The organism is Pseudomonas sp. MWU15-20650 (assembly GCF_023242475.1).
Lineage (GTDB): Bacteria > Pseudomonadota > Gammaproteobacteria > Pseudomonadales > Pseudomonadaceae > Aquipseudomonas.
The window spans coordinates 38668-56614 of sequence record NZ_JALJFG010000022.1 but is presented as its reverse complement, the minus strand read 5'-3'; the positions used below and the strand labels follow the sequence as shown (position 1 = coordinate 56614).

12 protein-coding genes and 1 other RNA gene are annotated in these 17947 nt (G+C 61.2%); 9 read left to right on the top strand and 4 right to left on the bottom strand.

The window, feature by feature from the left end; genetic code table 11:
- Positions 1 to 11: 11 nt before the first annotated feature.
- The 3 genes from M5B43_RS17280 (at position 12) to cobM (ending at position 1922) form a co-directional block, all read left to right on the top strand.
- Positions 12 to 716 (top strand): CbtA family protein, encoded by a 705-nt coding sequence (locus tag M5B43_RS17280; RefSeq protein ID WP_248751225.1) that lies wholly within the window; start codon positions 12 to 14, stop codon positions 714 to 716.
- Positions 713 to 1105 (top strand): cobalamin biosynthesis protein, encoded by a 393-nt coding sequence (locus M5B43_RS17275; RefSeq protein WP_248751224.1) that lies wholly within the window; start codon positions 713 to 715, stop codon positions 1103 to 1105. The genes M5B43_RS17280 and M5B43_RS17275 overlap by 4 nt, the downstream gene beginning before the upstream one ends.
- A gap of 70 nt (positions 1106 to 1175) precedes the next feature.
- Complete coding sequence (gene cobM / locus M5B43_RS17270) at positions 1176 to 1922, top strand: precorrin-4 C(11)-methyltransferase (RefSeq protein ID WP_248751223.1); 747 nt, start codon at positions 1176 to 1178, stop codon at positions 1920 to 1922.
- Positions 1923 to 2268: 346 nt separating this feature from the next.
- Here the strand turns inward: cobM and guaD are convergent, their stop codons facing one another.
- The 4 genes from guaD to xdhA form a co-directional block, all read right to left on the bottom strand.
- Complete coding sequence (gene guaD, locus M5B43_RS17265) at positions 2269 to 3573, bottom strand: guanine deaminase (protein ID WP_248751222.1); 1305 nt, start codon at positions 3571 to 3573, stop codon at positions 2269 to 2271.
- 7 nt (positions 3574 to 3580) lie between these two features.
- Entirely contained in the window at positions 3581 to 4438 is an 858-nt protein-coding gene (xdhC, locus tag M5B43_RS17260) for a xanthine dehydrogenase accessory protein XdhC (RefSeq protein ID WP_248751221.1), read from the bottom strand.
- A 101-nt stretch (positions 4439 to 4539) separates the two neighbouring features.
- Complete coding sequence (xdhB, locus tag M5B43_RS17255; protein ID WP_248751220.1) at positions 4540 to 6939, bottom strand: xanthine dehydrogenase molybdopterin binding subunit; 2400 nt, start codon at positions 6937 to 6939, stop codon at positions 4540 to 4542.
- On the bottom strand, positions 6932 to 8380 hold the full coding sequence (gene xdhA, locus M5B43_RS17250) for a xanthine dehydrogenase small subunit (RefSeq protein WP_248751219.1): 1449 nt from the start codon (positions 8378 to 8380) through the stop codon (positions 6932 to 6934). The genes xdhB and xdhA overlap by 8 nt, the downstream gene beginning before the upstream one ends.
- Positions 8381 to 8660: 280 nt before the next feature.
- Here xdhA and M5B43_RS17245 point away from each other — a divergent pair, with 280 nt between their 5' ends.
- The 6 genes from M5B43_RS17245 to ffs all read left to right on the top strand — a co-directional run bounded on the left by M5B43_RS17245 (position 8661) and on the right by ffs (position 17920).
- The gene (locus tag M5B43_RS17245; protein WP_248751218.1) at positions 8661 to 9320 is read left to right on the top strand and encodes a GntR family transcriptional regulator; all 660 of its coding nucleotides are present in this window, start codon (positions 8661 to 8663) and stop codon (positions 9318 to 9320) included.
- A gap of 2 nt (positions 9321 to 9322) precedes the next feature.
- Positions 9323 to 12811, top strand: a complete 3489-nt coding sequence (gene smc, locus M5B43_RS17240; protein ID WP_248751217.1) for a chromosome segregation protein SMC — start codon at positions 9323 to 9325, stop codon at positions 12809 to 12811.
- Between the two features lie 259 nt (positions 12812 to 13070).
- Positions 13071 to 13934 (top strand): cell division protein ZipA, encoded by an 864-nt coding sequence (zipA, locus tag M5B43_RS17235; protein WP_248751216.1) that lies wholly within the window; start codon positions 13071 to 13073, stop codon positions 13932 to 13934.
- A gap of 87 nt (positions 13935 to 14021) precedes the next feature.
- Positions 14022 to 16379: an NAD-dependent DNA ligase LigA gene (gene ligA / locus M5B43_RS17230; protein ID WP_248751215.1), complete on the top strand. Its 2358-nt coding sequence runs from the start codon at positions 14022 to 14024 to the stop codon at positions 16377 to 16379.
- A 118-nt stretch (positions 16380 to 16497) separates the two neighbouring features.
- Positions 16498 to 17664, top strand: a complete 1167-nt coding sequence (locus tag M5B43_RS17225; RefSeq protein WP_248751214.1) for a putative zinc-binding metallopeptidase — start codon at positions 16498 to 16500, stop codon at positions 17662 to 17664.
- Positions 17665 to 17823: 159 nt separating this feature from the next.
- An RNA gene (gene ffs / locus M5B43_RS17220) (signal recognition particle sRNA small type) lies at positions 17824 to 17920 on the top strand.
- Positions 17921 to 17947: the final 27 nt, after the last annotated feature.

Sequence of the window (17947 nt, the reverse complement as noted above, 5' to 3'; positions counted from 1 at the left end):
GACCTGCCGACATGATCAAGCGTATTGCCCAAACCGCAGGGTTCACCGGCCTGTTGGCCGCCCTGCTACTGACCCTGCTGCAAAGCTTCTGGGTCGCCCCGCTGATTTTGCAGGCGGAGACCTTTGAAAAAGCCCCGGCCGCCAGCGAAGTGGCCCACGAGCACGCTGCCGGCACTGCTGCGCACACCCACGACGCCCAAGCCTGGGAGCCGGAAGACGGCTGGCAGCGCGTGCTGTCGACCACGGGCGGTAACCTGGTGGTGGCCGTCGGTTTCGCGCTGATGCTGGCCGGCCTCTACACGCTGCGTGCGCCCACCCGCACCACTCAAGGGCTGCTGTGGGGCTTGGCCGGTTACGCGACGTTTGTGCTGGCACCCACCCTGGGCCTGCCGCCCGAGTTGCCGGGCACCGCCGCCGCCGACTTGGCCCAGCGTCAGGTCTGGTGGGTCGGCACGGCGGCGTCCACCGCTGTCGGACTTGCGCTGATGGTGTTCGGTCGCCACTGGCTGCTGAAAGTATTGGGCGCGGCGATCCTGGCCGTGCCGCATGTGATTGGCGCGCCGCAGCCTGAAGTGCATTCGATGCTGGCCCCCGAAGCGCTGGACGCACAGTTCAAGATCGCTTCGCAGTTAACCAATGTGGCGTTCTGGCTGGCCCTGGGCCTGATCAGTGCCTGGCTGTTCCGCCGTCACCGCGACGACCACTACGCGGCATGACCTTCGTCGTCGGCCTGGGTTGCCAGCGGGGCTGTGAGGTCCACACCCTGCTGGGCCTGTTTGACACTGCCCTCGCCGAGGGCGGTATTGAACGCACACACATCACCGCGCTGGCGAGTATTGACCACAAACGGGATGAGCCCGGGTTGCAGGCCCTGGCCGAGCTACTGGGCCTGCCATTCCACTGTTTCAGCGCAGAACAATTGGCGGGTTATGAAAACCGACTGAGCCATAAGTCTGCGGTCGCCTTTGCCCATACCGGTTGTTATGGGATCGCCGAAAGTGCCGCCCTGGCCCTGGCGGAACACCTCTCCCACGGCCCTGCCCGCCTGCTGATCCGTCGCAGGAAAACCGCGCAGGCGACCTTTGCATTGGCTTGCGCGGACTAAAATCCCGATAATCGCCCTTCTCGATCATGAGCATTCTTCATGCTCACCCGTTTTTCCACAGGAACTCCCCATGACCGTCTACTTTATCGGTGCAGGCCCCGGCGACCCGGAATTGATCACGATTAAAGGCCAACGGCTGATTCGCAGTTGCCCGGTGATCATCTATGCCGGCTCGCTGGTGCCTGCGGCGGTGCTGGAAGGTCATCAGGCCGAGCAGGTAGTCAACAGTGCCCAGTTGCATCTGGAACAGATTATCGACGTGATCAAGGCCGCCCACGCCAAGGGCCAGGATGTGGCGCGCGTGCACTCCGGTGATCCGAGCCTGTATGGAGCGATTGGCGAACAGATCCGCCATTTGCGCGAACAAGGCATTCCCTTCCAGATCATTCCGGGGGTCACGGCCGTGGCGGCCAGCGCGGCGTTGCTGGAAACCGAGCTGACCCTGCCGGACATCGCCCAAAGTGTGATCCTGACCCGTTACGCCGATAAAACCAGCATGCCCGCTGGCGAGGCATTCGACAGCCTGGCCCGTCACGGCACGACGATGGCTATTCACCTGGGGGTCAACCATCTGGAGAAGATCGTTGCCGAGCTGTTGCCGCACTATGGCGCCGACTGCCCGATAGCCGTGGTGCACCGGGCGACTTGGCCGGATCAGGATTGGGTGGTCGGTACGCTGAGCGATATTGCCGAAAAAGTGGCGGCCAAGGGCTTTCGGCGTACGGCGTTGATTGTGGTGGGTCGGGTGCTGGCAAGTGACAGTTTCAGTGAGTCGTCATTGTATCGGGCCGGGCATGCACACCTTTATCGACCTTGATATTTCACTTCATAAAATCGATTCAACACGTTAATTAAGCTGAATAAATATAAAAAATATGGGAGGGGGCTTGCCCCAATGCCAGCCAGTTAAACGCCAGAAGGAGCAACCGGTAACCTGTGGCGAGCGGGCTTGTTGTGGCGAGCGGGCTTGTCCCGCGTTGGGGCGCGTAGCGCCCCCAAAGAAGGACGAATGCGGTGTACCCGATACTCCGCAGAGACCGTTTTGGGGCTGCTGCGCACCCCAACGCGGGACAAGCCCGCTCGCCACAGTGATAGTGTTCCTTCTTAACTGACTGGCATTAGGGCTTGCCCCCTCCCACATGTGTTTTGTGTTGTGGCTGAGATCAGCGTTGGTGCACCAACTGCCCGGCCGCATACGTCTGCAACACCGTCCGATCATCCCCCAACGTCATCAATACAAATAGTGTCTCGGCAATGTTATTGGCCTGCTTCAAGCGATAGCTGAGCAGCGGCGTGGCGTTGTAATCGAGCACCAGGAAGTCCGCATCGGTGCCCGGTTGCAACGTACCGATCTTGTCTTCCAGACGCAGCGCCCGCGCGCCACCCAGGGTTGCCAGGTACAGCGACTTGAACGGACTCAACCGTGCGCCCTGCAACTGCATGACCTTGTAGGCTTCGTTCAGGGTTTGCAGCAGCGAGAAGCTGGTGCCGCCGCCCACGTCCGTGCCCAGGCCCACATTGAGTTTGTGCTTCTCGGCCATCGGCAGGTTGAACAAGCCGCTGCCGAGGAAGAAGTTCGAGGTCGGGCAGAACGCCACTGCCGAACCGGCCTCTGCCAACCGCGCGCACTCCTCATCACACAGGTGCACGCCGTGGGCAAACACCGAGCGTTCACCCAGCAGTTTGTAATGGTCGTACACGTCCAGGTAGCCCTTGCGCTCGGGGAACAGTGCTTTTACCCACTCGACTTCCTGCTTGTTCTCGCTGATGTGCGTCTGCATGTACAGGTTCGGGTATTCACCCAGCAGTTGCCCGGCCAACGCCAATTGCTCCGGCGTGCTGGTCGGTGCAAAACGCGGGGTGACGGCGTAATGCAGGCGACCCTTGCCGTGCCAGCGCTCAATCAGTGCCTTGCTTTCCTGGTAGCCGGATTCGGCTGTGTCGGTCAGATAGTCCGGCGCGTTGCGGTCCATCATGACCTTGCCGGCGATCATGCGCAGGTCGAGTTTCTCGGCCGCTTCGAAGAATGAATTCACCGACTGCGGATGCACACTGCCAAACACCAGGGCAGTGGTGGTGCCGTTGCGCAGCAGTTCCTTGATGAAAATGTCCGCGACTTCGTCGGCGTGAGCCTTGTCGGCGAACTGGCTTTCACACGGGAAGGTGTAGGTGTTGAGCCAGTCCAGCAGTTGTTCGCCATAGGCACCGACCATGCCGGTTTGTGGCAGGTGGATATGGGTGTCGATCAGCCCGGGGGTGATCAGCGCATCCTGATAATGGGTGACTTCGACATCGGCAGGCAGGGTCGGCAGCAGGTCACCCGCATGGCCGACGGCGCTGATCTGGCCGTTTTCGATCACCAGCAGGCCGTCTTCGAAATACTCATAGGACGCTTCGATCCCAACGATGGCCGGGTCGGCGAGGCTGTGCAGGATGGCGGCACGGTAGGCTTTGCGAGTCAAAGGCATGGTCGTCTCAATTCTTGGTAAAAGAAGTCAAAGCTTGGCTGCGGCGCGAAGCCACAAGCAGTTTGGCAATGGGTTCGGCGCTTGCAGTGTGCTGGCCGAAATTGGCGTTATAGGTGGCGATGATTTCGCCGGCGATGGAGATGGCGATCTCCACCGGCAACTTGCCCTTTACCTCGGTGAGGCCCATGGGGCAGCGCATGCGTTGCAACTGTGCGGCGTCGAAGCCGCGTTCACGCAGGCGGTGTTCGAACTTGACCCGTTTGGTCTTCGAGCCGATCAGGCCGAAGTAGGCGAAGTCGTTGCGCTTGAGCAGGGCGGCGGTCAGTTCCAGGTCCAGCGCGTGATTGTGGGTCATGACGATGCAGTAGCTGCCCACTGGCAAGTCGGCAATTTCATCGACAGGCTCTTCGCTGACGATTTTACGCACGCCCTGGGGGATATGTTCCGGAAACTCCTGGTCACGGGAATCGATCCAGCGCACCCGGCATGGCAGGCTCGCCAGCAGTGGCACCAAGGCACGACCCACATGGCCGGCGCCAAATACGGCGATCTGCGCCTGTACCTGGCCCATCGGTTCGAACAGCAGCACGGTCACGCCGCCGCAGCACTGGCCCAGGCTGGCGCCCAGGCTGAAACGCTCCAGATGAGTGTTCTGCTGGCCGCGTACGAGCATGTCCCGGGCGATCTGCATCGCCTTGTATTCCAAGTGCCCGCCACCGATGGTGTCGAAGGTCTGCGCGGCGCTGATCACCATTTTCGAACCGGCGTTGCGCGGTGTGGAGCCGAGCTCTTCGATAATGGTCACCAGCACGCAGGGTTCAGCCTGGTTCTGCAGGTCGGCGAGGGCGCTGATCCAGTTGTTCATACTCACCTCTTGTGGTGTCTGTCAGGCCGCTATCGGGAGCAAGCCCCCTCCCACATTTGAACTGTGGGAGGGGGGCTTGCTCCCGATGGCAGTGCCTCGGTCTAGAGCGAAGCCAACTCGGTTTCAGCCTCAATGGCCTTCACCGCCTGCAACTTGCGCATCTGCTCACACCCCCACAGCACCCGCTCCGGTGTCGCCGGTGCATCGATCTTCGGCTGCTGGCGATAGTCAGCCAGACTCGCCACCGCATCCTTGATCGCACACCAGGAAGCAATCCCAAGCATGAACGGCGGCTCGCCCACGGCCTTGGAGTGGAACACCGTGTCTTCGGGGTTCTTGCGGTTTTCCACCAGCTTTACGCGCAGGTCCAGGGGCATATCGGCCACTGCCGGAATCTTGTAGCTGGCCGGGCCGTTGGTCATCAGCTTGCCTTTGTTGTTCCACACCAACTCTTCCATGGTCAGCCAGCCCATACCCTGGATAAACCCGCCTTCTACCTGGCCGATGTCGATGGCCGGGTTCAGCGACGCGCCGACATCGTGAAGGATGTCGGTACGCAGCATCTTGTACTCGCCGGTCAGGGTGTCGACGATCACTTCGCAACAGGCCGCGCCGAAGGCGAAGTAGTAGAACGGCCGACCACGGGCCTGGCTGCGGTCGTAGAAGATCTTCGGGGTCTTGTAGAAGCCGGTGCTCGACAGTGAGACTTGGGCGAAATACGCCTGCTGGATCAATGCCTCAAAGGTCAGGATCTGGTCACGTACACGCACATGAGCGTTGTGGAATTCCACGTCCGCTTCACTCACGTCGTACTTGCGCGCAGCGAATTCCACCAGGCGTTGCTTGATGGTTTCGGCGGCATTCTGGGCGGCCTTGCCGTTCAGGTCGGCACCGCTGGAGGCAGCGGTCGGCGAGGTGTTGGGCACTTTGTCGGTGTTGGTGGCGGTGATTTGCACGCGGTCGATTTCCACCTGGAACACTTCGGCCACCACCTGGGCGACTTTGGTGTTCAAGCCCTGGCCCATTTCGGTACCGCCATGGTTCAGGTGGATGCTGCCGTCGGTGTAGATATGGATCAGCGCGCCGGCCTGGTTCAGGAAGCTCGCCGTAAAGGAGATACCGAACTTCACCGGCGTCAGCGCCAGGCCCTTTTTCAGGATCGGGCTGTGGGCGTTGTACAGGCGGATCGCTTCGCGGCGCTCGGCGTATTGGCTGCTGGCCTCGAGCTCGGCGGTCATGTCTTCGAGCATGTTGTGCTCGACGGTCTGGTAGTAGTGGGTGACGTTGCGCTCGGTCTTGCCGTAGTAATTGGCCTTGCGTACGGCCAAGGGGTCCACTGCCAGGTGGCGCGCGATGGCGTCCATCACTTCCTCGATGGCGACCATGCCTTGGGGGCCGCCAAAGCCGCGATAGGCTGTGTTGGATGCAGTGTTGGTCTTGCAGCGATGGCCGTTGACCGTGGCGTCGCCCAGGTAGTACGAATTGTCGGCGTGGAACATGGCGCGGTCGACAATCGAGTTCGACAGGTCCGGCGAGCAGCCGCAGTTACCCGCCAGTTCCAGGTTGATACCGTGCAGGCGCCCACTGTCGTCGAAGCCTACGTCGTATTCGATATAGAAGGGATGGCGCTTGCCGGTCATCAACATGTCTTCGACCCGCGGCAGGCGCATCTTGGTCGGCTGTCCGGTGAGCCGCGCTACCACGGCGCACAGGCACGCGGGGCTGGCGGCCTGGGTTTCCTTGCCGCCGAAACCTCCGCCCATGCGGCGCATATCCACGACGATCTTGTTCATCGACACATCCAGCACTTCGGCCACCAGCTTCTGCACTTCGGTGGGGTTTTGCGTGGAGCAGTAGACGATCATGCCGCCATCCTCGGTGGGCATCACCGAGGAGATCTGGGTTTCCAGGTAGAAGTGTTCCTGGCCGCCGATATGGAGCGTGCCCTGGATACGGTGCTTGGCGGTTGCCAGCGCGCCCACCGAATCACCGCGTTGGTGGGTGTGACTGTCGAGCACGAAATGCTTTTTACGAAAGGCGTCGACCACGTCCAGCACGGGCTCCAGGTCTTCGTACTCGATCACGGCGGCCATGGCGGCTTTACGCGCGGTCTCCAGGTCGCGGGCGGCCACGGCCAGCACCACTTGACCGACGAACTGCACCGTGTCGATCGCCAGCAAGGGGTCGCCAGGCATCAACGGGCCGATGTCTTTGAGGCCGGGCACATCTTCGTGGGTGATGACAATACGTACACCCTCGAAGGCGTAGCAGGGCGCCGTGTCGATGCTGATGATCCGGGCATGGGCGCGGTCGGACAGGCGCGCATACAGGTGCAACTGGTTGGGGAATTCCAGGCGGTCATCGATGTACTGCGCTTCGCCGCTGACATGCTTGGCGGCGCTGTCATGCTTGACGCTGCGGCCGACACCGGAGGTCAGGTCCTGAGCAAACAGCTCGGCCAGTTCGGCTTGGGTTTTTACCACGGCATGATGGTTAGACATAAGCGGTCACCCGAGTCTCGATGTGCGGCGTTTGCAGTTCGATGAAGTATTTGCGCAGCAGGTTCTGTGCGCTGAGCAGGCGGTACTCCTTGCTGGCACGGAAGTCCGACAACGGCGTGAAGTCCTCGGCCAGGGCGGCGCAGGCTTTCTCCACGGTTGCCGAATTCCAGGTGGCACCGACCAACACGGCTTCGCAGCTTTTAGCTCGCTTGGGCGTGGCGGCCATGCCGCCGAACGCCACACGGGCATCGCTGATCACACCGTTCTCGATCTTCAGGTTGAAGGCCGCGCAGACGGCGGAAATATCATCGTCCAGGCGCTTGGAAACCTTGTAGGCACGGAACAGTGAGTGGCCTTTGGGGACGACGATTTTCTCGATGAATTCGCTGTCCTGACGGGCGGTGACGCGGTAGTCGATGAAATAGTCTTCCAGGGCCAGCGTGCGGCGCACGTTGCCTTTACACAGCACAATCTGCGCGCCCAAGGCGATCAGCAGCGGTGGCGAATCACCGATGGGCGAGGCGTTACCGATGTTGCCGCCGAGGGTGCCCTGGTTACGGATTTGCAGGGAGGCGAAGCGCTGCAGCAGTTCACCGAAGTCCGGGTATTCGTGGTGCAGCGCGGTGTAGCAATCGGAGAGCGCGGTGGCCGCACCGATTTCCAGGCGGTCGTCGAAGGACTCGATGCGCTTCATTTCCTCGATATTGCCAACGTAGATCATCACCGGCAGGGTGCGATGGAACTGTGTGACTTCCAGCGCCAGGTCAGTGCCGCCGGCCAGCAGACGGGCTTGGGGGTAAGCGTCGTAGAGGTCCGCCAGGTCGGCGACAGTCAGCGGTACCAGGCAGCGCTTATCGCCGCTGTTGAGTTCACCGGTTTGCGTCGGCGCGATAGTTTTGAGGCGGGCGATGGTCTCGGCCTGGCGGCTGTCGAACTGGTCCATTGGCTTGTTGCAGCACGCCTGTTCGGCGGCGGCCAGGATCGGGCGATAGCCGGTGCAACGGCACAGGTTGCCGGCCAGGGCTTCGTGGGCCTTTTGGCTGTCGGGTGCGTCGCTGTTCTTTTGCAGGGCAAACAACGACATTACAAAGCCCGGTGTGCAAAAGCCGCACTGTGAACCGTGGCACTCCACCATGGCCTGTTGCACGCTGTGCAGTTGGCCCTGGTGCTTGAGGTCTTCGACGCTGATCAGTTGTTTGCCGTGCAGCGACGATACAAACGTCAGGCACGAATTGAGGCTGCGATAGCGAATCTGCTCGCTGCCTTGCTCGTCGGTGTGCAACTCGCCCACCACCACGGTGCACGCACCACAGTCGCCGCTGGCGCAGCCTTCCTTGGTACCGGATTTGCCCAGATGCTCACGCAAATAGTTGAGCACGGTCAGGTTGGGGTCCAGGGCGTGCTCGCTACGGAGTTCCTGGTTAAGTAAAAACTGGATCACGGAAGGCCTCGCAGACTCATTATTGTTGTTAACCGCTTTGCGCCGAATCTAGTCATGTCTGACTTTTCGGTCAACGATTTTCTGACCGGAAGGTCAAGAAAGTGCGGTCGCAACCCTTTCAATTATGGTCCAGTCTTCTGGAACCGGTGTTTTTGGCGGCTTGTGGGCTTTCGATGTTGCTTATTTCATGCCAAATTCGCCACGGTGGGCGTAGCGCCATCAGCGGGCCAATGCGCTACACTGCCGCGCTTGTATCGATAGAAGATTTTGAAGGGAAAACATGACGTTCAAGGCGCCGGACAGTCTCGCCGAGCAAATCGCTCACCACCTCGCCGAACGTATTATTCGCGGCGATCTCAAGCCTGGGGAGCGGATCCAGGAGCAAAAGGTCACGCTGGCGCTCAACGTCAGCCGCGGTTCCGTGCGTGAAGCCTTGCTGATCCTCGAACGTCGCCATCTGATCGCGATCCTGCCGCGCCGTGGCGCCCATGTCACCGAGCTCACCGCACACAAGGTGCAGAGCCTGTGCACCCTGATGGGCGAGATGTACATCCTGTTGGGCAATGCGGTCGCCGAAGGCTGGCAGACCCAGGCCGACATGGCGCCGTTCCTGCAGATCCAGCAACGCCTGCAGCTGAGCTTGGAGCGCGAGGACATCCGCGCCTTCGTCGAGGAAAGCTTCAATGTGATGCGCGCCGCGTACCCCTTCGCCAACAACCCGTACTTGCAGGAAACCGTCGAAAACCTGCAACCGGCAATGAATCGCGCTTATTACTTGGCCCTGGATCAGCGCAAGGCGTCCATGAGCGAGTTCCTGGCGCTGTTCGAGCAACTGCTCGCGGCGGTTCTCGCCCGTGACCTGCCACAGATCCGCCAGGTGCTGTCGGCCTACTGCCAGCGCAGCAGCTCGCTGGTCATCGCTGCGTTGGCGGGCGCCTAAACGTGCGGCTCAAGTGCATCAAACTGGCGGGGTTCAAATCCTTCGTCGACCCGACCACGGTGAACTTCCCCAGTAACATGGCGGCGGTGGTGGGGCCCAATGGCTGCGGCAAGTCGAACATCATCGACGCCGTACGCTGGGTGATGGGCGAGAGCTCGGCAAAAAACCTGCGTGGCGAGTCGATGACCGACGTCATCTTCAACGGCTCCACCAGCCGTAAGCCGGTGAGCCAGGCCAGTATTGAGCTGGTGTTCGATAACTCCGACGGCACCCTGGTTGGTGAATATGCGGCGTACGCGGAAATTTCCATCCGCCGCAAAGTCACGCGTGACAGCCAGAACAGTTACTTCCTCAACGGCACCAAGTGTCGCCGTCGGGACATCACCGATATTTTCCTCGGCACAGGCCTGGGCCCGCGCAGCTACTCGATCATCGAGCAGGGCATGATCTCCAAGTTGATCGAAGCCAAGCCCGAAGACCTGCGTAACTTTATCGAAGAAGCGGCCGGCATCTCCAAGTACAAGGAGCGCCGGCGCGAGACCGAAAACCGGATCCGCCGTACCCATGAAAACCTCGCCCGCCTGACCGACCTGCGCGAAGAGCTGGAGCGCCAACTGGAGCGCCTGCACCGCCAGGCCCAGGCCGCCGAGAAGTATCAGGAATACAAGGGCGAAGAGCGCCAGCTCAAGGCACAACTCTCGGCCCTGCGCTGGCAGGCCCTGAATGACCAGGTAGGGCAGCGCGAAGCCATTATTGGCACCCAGGAAATCAGCTTCGAAGCACTGGTGGCCGAGCAGCGAAACGCCGATGCGAGTATTGAACGCCTGCGTGATGGTCACCATGACCTGTCCGAACGCTTCAATCTGGTGCAGGGCCGCTTCTATTCGGTGGGCGGCGATATCGCCCGGGTCGAGCAGAGCATCCAGCACGGGCAGCAGCGGTTGCGCCAGTTACAGGATGATCTCAAGGAAGCCGAGCGCGCGCGCCTGGAGACCGAGTCGCACCTGGGTCATGACCGGACCTTGCTGCTGACCCTCGGCGAAGAGCTGGACATGCTCACCCCCGAGCAGGAAATCACCAGCGCCGCCGCCGAAGAAGCCGCCGCGGCCCTGGAAGAATCCGAACTTACCATGCACGGCTGGCAGGAGCAGTGGGACGCCTTCAACCTGCAGTCCGCCGAGCCGCGTCGCCAGGCCGAGGTGCAGCAGTCGCGCATCCAGCAGTTGGAAACCAGTATGGAACGCCTGGCCGAGCGCCAGCGCCGCCTGCAGGAAGAGCGGGTGCTGCTCGCCGCCGACCCGGAAGACGCGGCGATCATGACGCTCAGCGAGCAACTGGCCGAAAGCGAAATGACCCTGGAAGAGCTGGAGGCCAGCGAAGAACAGCAAGTGGAACGCCTGGAGCAACTGCGTCAGCAATTGCAGACAGCGACCCAGGCGCAGCAGCAGGCCCAGGGCGATTTGCAGCGGCTCAACGGCCGGCTGGCATCCCTCGAAGCCTTGCAGCAAGCCGCGCTTGACCCGGGCACCGGTACTGCCGAGTGGTTGCGTGACCAGCATTTGGCCGAACGCCCACGCCTGGCTGAAGGGTTGAAAGTCGAAGCCGGTTGGGAGCTGGCGGTGGAAACCGTGTTGGGCGCCGACTTGCAAGCGGTGCTGGTGGATGATTTTGGCGGTTTCGACCTGGCCGGTTTTGCCCAGGGCGATCTGCGCTTGCTCAGTCCCGCCGCCGATGGCACGCGGGTGCCGGGCAGTTTGCTGGATAAAGTCGAGGCGGCGGTCGATTTGTCGCCTTGGCTGGGCCAGGTCAAGCCGGTTGAATCACTTGAGCAGGCCCTGGCCCAACGCGGGCAACTGGGCGCTGGCGAAAGCCTGATCAGCCGTGACGGCTTCTGGGTAGGCCGGCACTTCCTGCGCGTACGCCGCGCCAGCGAAGCGGAAAGCGGCGTCTTGGCCCGGGGCCAGGAAATCGTCAACCTGATCGCCGAACGTGAAGAGCGCGAAGCCACGCTCGAAAGCCTGGAAACCGAACTGCAAACCCTGCGCGCTACGCAACGCCAGCAGGAAACCGGCCGCGAACACCTGCGCCGCCTGTTACAGGACGAAGCGCGCCAGCAAGGCGAATTGAAAGCCCAGTTGTCGGCGAGCAAAGCCAAGGTCGAGCAGTTGACCCTGCGTCGCACTCGCCTTGATGAAGAAGTGGCCGAGATGGGCGAGCAGCGCGCCCTCGAACACGAACAGATCGGCGAAGCGCGCCTGCACTTGCAGGAGGCCCTCGACAGCATGGCCCTGGATACCGAGCAGCGCGAGCTGCTGCTGGCCCAGCGCGACAGCCTGCGTGAACGCCTCGACCGCGTGCGCCAGGAAGCTCGCCAGCACAAGGATCATGCCCACCAGCTAGCGGTGCGCCTCGGTTCTTTGCGCGCCCAGCACGACTCCACGCGCCAGGCCCTTGAGCGCCTGGAGATGCAGTCTGAACGCCTGACCGAAAAGCGCGAGCAGCTCAGTCTCAATCTTGAGGAGGGCGAAGCGCCGTTGGAAGAGTTGCGCCTCAAGCTCGAAGAGTTGCTCGACAAGCGCATGACTGTCGACGAAGAACTCAAGACCGCGCAGATCGCCCTGGAAGATGCTGACCGCGAACTGCGCGACGCAGAAAAACGTCGCACCCAGGCCGAGCAGCAATCCCAGTTGATCCGCGGCCAGCTCGAACAGCAACGCATGGAATGGCAAGCCCTCACGGTGCGCCGCAAGACCTTGCAAGACCAATTGCTGGAAGACGGCTACGACCTGCATGGCGTGCTTAACACCCTGACCGCCCAGGCCAACGAGAAAGACGCTGAAGAAGAACTGGAACGGATTGCTGCGCGTATTCAGCGCCTGGGTGCGATCAACCTGGCGGCCATCGACGAGTACCAGCAGCAGTCCGAGCGCAAACGTTATCTGGATGCCCAGGACGCCGACTTGGTCGAAGCCCTGGACACCTTGGAAAACGTGATCCGCAAGATCGACAAGGAAACCCGTAACCGCTTCAAAGATACCTTTGATCAGATTAATGGCGGTTTACAGGCGTTATTCCCAAAAGTTTTCGGTGGTGGCAGCGCTTACTTGGAACTGACGGGCGAAGATCTACTCGATACAGGGGTGACGATCATGGCGCGGCCTCCGGGCAAGAAGAACAGCACCATCCATTTGTTGTCCGGCGGCGAAAAAGCCCTGACCGCATTGGCCCTGGTATTTGCCATCTTCAAGTTGAACCCGGCGCCGTTCTGCATGCTCGATGAAGTTGACGCGCCGCTGGATGACGCTAACGTTGGACGCTACGCTCGGTTGGTCAAAGAGATGTCCCAGACCGTGCAGTTCATCTATATCACCCACAACAAGATCGCCATGGAAATGGCGGATCAACTGATGGGGGTGACGATGCACGAACCGGGTTGTTCACGGTTGGTAGCGGTGGACGTGGAAGAGGCGATGGCAATGGTGGAATCCTGAACCGCGCCATGAGGGATATTTTTTAGCGCGACGTGGGGCGATTTACCGGTCTGGCGAAAGTGGCAAATGGACATATTTGTTCAAGGCATTTTGACAGACGGTGTAAAGTTATCTTTGGTCGTGCTAGTTTAATGTCAATTTTTCGTATGCGTGGGCAAAACGTCAGTCAGAACATAGAGTTGGCGCCACGTTTTAAAGCGGTTTGCACGGTGCTAAACCCCTTATTTTTCAGCATTTTTTATTAGAGGCACGGGATTACATGGAAATCGGTCTGCGCGAGTGGCTGATCGTCATCGGCATTATTGTCATTGCCGGTATTCTTTTTGATGGCTGGCGCCGCATGCGCGGTGGCAAGGGCAAGCTCAAGTTCCGTTTGGACCGAAACCTGTCCAACTTGCCTGACGACGACGGCAGCGCCGAGCTGCTGGGGCCGCCCCGCGTGCTGGATACCCATAAAGAACCGCAACTGGACGAGCACGACTTGCCGTCGATGAGCGCGCCGGTGCGGGAAGCCCGCGAGCCGTCTTCCAAGCGTGGCAAGCGCGGTAGCGCGGCGGTTGCCGAGCCGCACCAGGGTGACCTGAACCTCGACGTCGATGAAGGCCCGAGCTTCAGCAGCCGTGATGACGATTTCCCTGACGAGACCCCGACCAAGAGCGCCCCGCGCCAGTCGGTCAACGATCAGCCGGCCGCCGAAGAAGTCCTGGTCATCAGTGTGATCTGCCGCGACGCTGCAGGCTTCAAAGGCCCGGCGCTGTTGCAGAACATCCTGGAAAGTGGCCTGCGCTTTGGCGAGATGGACATCTTCCACCGTCACGAAAGCATGGCCGGTAACGGCGAAGTCCTGTTCTCCATGGCCAACGCGGTCAAGCCGGGCACCTTCGACCTGGACGACATCGACCTGTTCAGCACGCCAGCCGTGAGTTTCTTCCTCGGGTTGCCAGGCCCGCGTCACCCGAAACAAGCGTTCGACGTGATGGTGGCTGCTGCCCGCAAGCTCTCCCAGGAGCTCAACGGCGAGCTCAAGGACGACCAACGCAGCGTCCTGACCGCCCAGACCATCGAGCATTACCGTCAGCGCATCGTCGAGTTCGAGCGTCGCGCCCTGACACAGAAACGCTAAGGTTCGATCTTAAGCGTTGTCTGTAGAATCCGTGCACTAACATATTGAGCAGCTTCGGCTGCTCTTTTGCTTTATGAGAGAACACCCATGACCGCCGCCCACACCCGCATCCTCGAACTGCGCGCTGAACTGGATCAGCATAATTACCGCTACCACGTCCTCGACGAGCCGAGTATTCCGGACGCCGAATACGACCGGTTGTTCCACGAGCTCAAGGCCCTGGAAGCCGAGCACCCGGACCTGGTAACGCGCGATTCGCCGACGCAGCGGGTCGGCAGTGCGGCGCTGTCGGCGTTTACCCAGGTCAAGCACGAGATCCCGATGCTCAGCCTGGGCAACGCGTTCGATGAAACCACCATGCTTGAGTTTGATCGGCGGGTAACCGAGGGGCTCGACCTGCCGGTGGGCGATCTGTTTGGCGGTGGTGCGGCGGTGGAGTACAGCTGCGAGCCGAAGCTGGATGGCCTGGCAGTCAGCCTGCTGTACCAGGACGGTGAATTGGTCCGCGGCGCGACCCGAGGCGACGGCACCACCGGTGAAGACATCAGCGTCAATGTACGCACCGTACGTAATATTCCGTTGAAGCTGCACGGCAGCGGTTGGCCGGCCACCCTGGAGGTGCGCGGCGAAGTGTTCATGTCCAAGGCCGGTTTCGAGCGCTTGAATGCCTCGCAACTGGAAGTGGGTGGCAAGACCTTCGCCAACCCACGCAACGCCGCCGCGGGCAGCCTGCGCCAACTGGACTCGAAAATCACCGCCAGCCGCCCGCTGGAGTTCTGCGGCTATGGCGTGACCACCGATATCAGCGACACCCATATCGGCAACCTGCAGCAGTTGAAACAGTGGGGCATGCCCGTCAGCCACGAATTGAAACTGGCCAAGGGCATCCAGGATTGCCTGGCGTACTACCGCGATATCGGCGAGCGGCGTAACAGCTTGCCGTATGAAATCGACGGTGTGGTCTTCAAGGTCAACAGCATTGCCTCCCAGCGTGAGCTGGGCTTTCGTGCCCGTGAGCCGCGTTGGGCCATCGCGCATAAATTCCCGGCGATGGAAGAGTTGACCGAGCTGCTCGACGTGGAGTTCCAGGTGGGCCGCACCGGTGCCGTGACCCCGGTGGCACGCCTGAAACCGGTCAAGGTTGCTGGCGTGACGGTGTCTAACGCTACCTTGCACAACATGGACGAAGTCGCGCGCCTGGGCCTGATGATCGGCGACACCGTGATCATTCGCCGCGCCGGTGATGTGATCCCGCAGGTCGTCTCGGTGGTGCTTGAGCGTCGCCCGGAAAACGCCCGTGCAGTGCAGATTCCCGAGCACTGCCCGGTGTGTGGCTCCCATGTGGAGCGCACGCAATTGGTAAAACGCAGCAAGGGCAAGGAAACCGTCAGCGAAGGTGCGGTGTACCGCTGCGTCGGGCGGCTGGCCTGTGGTGCACAGCTCAAGCAGGCGATTATCCATTTCGTTTCGCGCCGCGCCATGGACATTGACGGCCTGGGCGACAAGACCATCGAGCAACTGGTGGATGAAAAGCTCATCGGTTCGCCGGCTGACCTCTACAAGCTCAAGTACGAACAGATCATCGACCTGGAAGGCTTCGCCGATATTTCCAGCAAGAAGCTGATCGCCGCTATCGAAAACAGCAAGACCCCGACCCTGGCGCGTTTTATCTACGCCTTGGGCATACCTGACGTGGGCGAGGAGACGGCCAAGGTGCTGGCGCGCTCCCTGGCATCGTTGGAGCGCGTGCAGAAGGCTTTGCCGCAAGTGCTGACGTACTTGCCGGATGTGGGCCTGGAAGTGGCGCATGAGATCCATAGCTTCTTTGAAGACAGCCATAACCAGAACGTGATCAGCGCGCTGTTGTCGTCGGACGAATGCGGCCTGCAACTGCAGGAGCAGGGGGACCTGAGCGCCGAGTTCGCCGCCAGCACCACCCTGGATGGCTTGCTCGACAAGCTGAACGTGCCCAGTGTCGGCCCGGGCGCGGCGCAGAAACTGGCGGACAAGTTCGGCACCCTCGAAGGCGTGATCAAGGCCGACTGGCTTGATATGCGCCAGGCGTTGCCGGAGAAGCAGGCCAAGGCGGTGCGTGATTTCTTCGATAACGTCGACAACGCCAACCATGCCCTGGCCATCGAGCAGCAGCTCAAGGACTTCGGCATGCACTGGCAGAGCGAGAAAAAGGCGCTCGAAGGCTTGCCGGAAGCGGGGCATACCTGGGTGTTGACCGGTTCCCTGGAGCTGATGAGTCGTGACGTGGCCAAGGACAAGCTCGAAAGCCTGGGGGCCAAGGTTGCGGGTTCCGTGTCGGCGAAGACCCACTGCGTAGTGGCTGGGCCGGGCGCCGGTTCGAAGTTGGCCAAGGCCAGTGAGTTGGGCTTGAAGGTGCTGGATGAAGAGGCCTTCGTGGCCTTCCTGGCCAAGCACAACATCAGCGTCTGACAGCTTTCTGTGGCGAGGGCGCTTGCTCCCGTCACGCTGCGAAGCAGCCCTGAAGAAAGTGGAACGATCGCGCCCAAGGGATGCTCTAGTATTGGCAAGCACCCAGGGAGAGATCGCCATGTTCCGCTACTTCGAACAACTCAGTTCGCGCATTGCCGCACCGTTCATGGCCCAAACCTCGCGCAGCAGCAAGGTGTGGCAGTGTCGGTGCGGGCAATCGTTGTTCTTTCGCAACAGCCAATGCCTGGCCTGCCAGGCGCTGCTGGGCTACCAGCCGCAGCAAAGCCGGCTGTCTTCCCTGCAACCCGGCCCTGTCGTCGGCACCTGGCTGGCGGACGATAATCTTGACGCTGGCGCCTTCCGCCGCTGCGCCAATCTCGACACCCCAGCGGCCTGCAACTGGCTGATTCCGGCTCACAGCACTGCGTCGCTGTGCGTGGCCTGCAGCTTGAACCGCACCATTCCCGACCTGTCGATCCCGGAAAACCTCGATCGCTGGCGCAAGGTGGAAACCGCCAAGCGCAGGCTGGTGGCGCAACTGATCAGCCTGGGCCTGCAAGTCGTGCCCAAAAGTGTCAACGAAGACACCGGCCTGGCGTTCGACTTCGTCGGCATTGACCTGGAGGGCAACGCACCGACCACGGGGCATGCCAACGGCCTGATTACCCTTGATATCAAGGAAGCCGACGATGCCCATCGCGAAAAAGTCCGCGTGCAAATGCGTGAACCCTACCGCACCTTGCTTGGCCACTTTCGCCACGAAGTCGGGCACTACTACTGGGACCGTCTGATTGCCAACACCGATTGGCTCGAGCCTTTTCGTAACCTGTTCGGCGACGAACGCGCCAGTTATGCCGATGCCCTCGAGCAGCACTATCAGGACGGCCCGCGGCCCGACTGGCAGCAAACCTGCGTCAGTGCCTACGCGACCATGCACCCCTGGGAAGACTGGGCCGAGACTTGGGCTCATTACCTGCACATGATGGACGCCGTCGATACCGCGCTGGGTTTCGGCATGAGCGCGCGCGAGATGGACCTGGATTACCATCCGTTCCCCCTGACGACGCTGTACGACCCTGAACATCCCGGCGGTGCGGCGTTCCTGTCGTTCGTCAACGCCTGGATCGAACTGGCCGGCATGCTCAACGAACTGTCACGCAGCATGGGCCAGCCGGATTTCTACCCCTTCGTGCTGCCGCCGGCGGTAATTGCCAAGTTGCACTTTATCCACCTGGTCATCCAGGAAGAGGGCGGCAGGGCCGATGGGGTCTTGCAGGCACAATGATGATCCATTGTGGGAGGGGGCTTGCTCCCACAGAGAATAGCGATGACGGCAAGTACTTGAACCCTCTCATTTTTTAATCCGACGTCAACGGTTGTAACTTCCGATGAGATCGGTACAATGGCGCGGCTTGCCGAGAGGCCAGCGTCGTTATGGTGACCCCATCGGTCCCCCCGCAACGATTACCCGTGAACCTGGTCAGAGCCGGAAGGCAGCAGCCACAGCGGGAACATTGTGTGCCGGGGTGTGGCTGGTGGGGTTGCCTCCATAACGCTCCCTCCTGCGG

Bases quoted from the DNA above. Each gene is read 5' to 3' on its own strand.
- zipA (WP_248751216.1), top strand. From the start codon at position 13,071: ATGGAAATCGGTCTGCGCGAGTGGCTGATCGTCATCGGCATTATTGTC.
- M5B43_RS17280 (WP_248751225.1), top strand. From the start codon at position 12: ATGATCAAGCGTATTGCCCAAACCGCAGGGTTCACCGGCCTGTTGGCC.
- M5B43_RS17275 (WP_248751224.1), top strand. From the start codon at position 713: ATGACCTTCGTCGTCGGCCTGGGTTGCCAGCGGGGCTGTGAGGTCCAC.
- xdhC (WP_248751221.1), bottom strand. From the start codon at position 4,438: ATGAACAACTGGATCAGCGCCCTCGCCGACCTGCAGAACCAGGCTGAA.
- cobM (WP_248751223.1), top strand. From the start codon at position 1,176: ATGACCGTCTACTTTATCGGTGCAGGCCCCGGCGACCCGGAATTGATC.
- M5B43_RS17225 (WP_248751214.1), top strand. From the start codon at position 16,498: ATGTTCCGCTACTTCGAACAACTCAGTTCGCGCATTGCCGCACCGTTC.
- M5B43_RS17245 (WP_248751218.1), top strand. From the start codon at position 8,661: ATGACGTTCAAGGCGCCGGACAGTCTCGCCGAGCAAATCGCTCACCAC.
- xdhB (WP_248751220.1), bottom strand. From the start codon at position 6,939: ATGTCTAACCATCATGCCGTGGTAAAAACCCAAGCCGAACTGGCCGAG.
- ligA (WP_248751215.1), top strand. From the start codon at position 14,022: ATGACCGCCGCCCACACCCGCATCCTCGAACTGCGCGCTGAACTGGAT.
- guaD (WP_248751222.1), bottom strand. From the start codon at position 3,573: ATGCCTTTGACTCGCAAAGCCTACCGTGCCGCCATCCTGCACAGCCTC.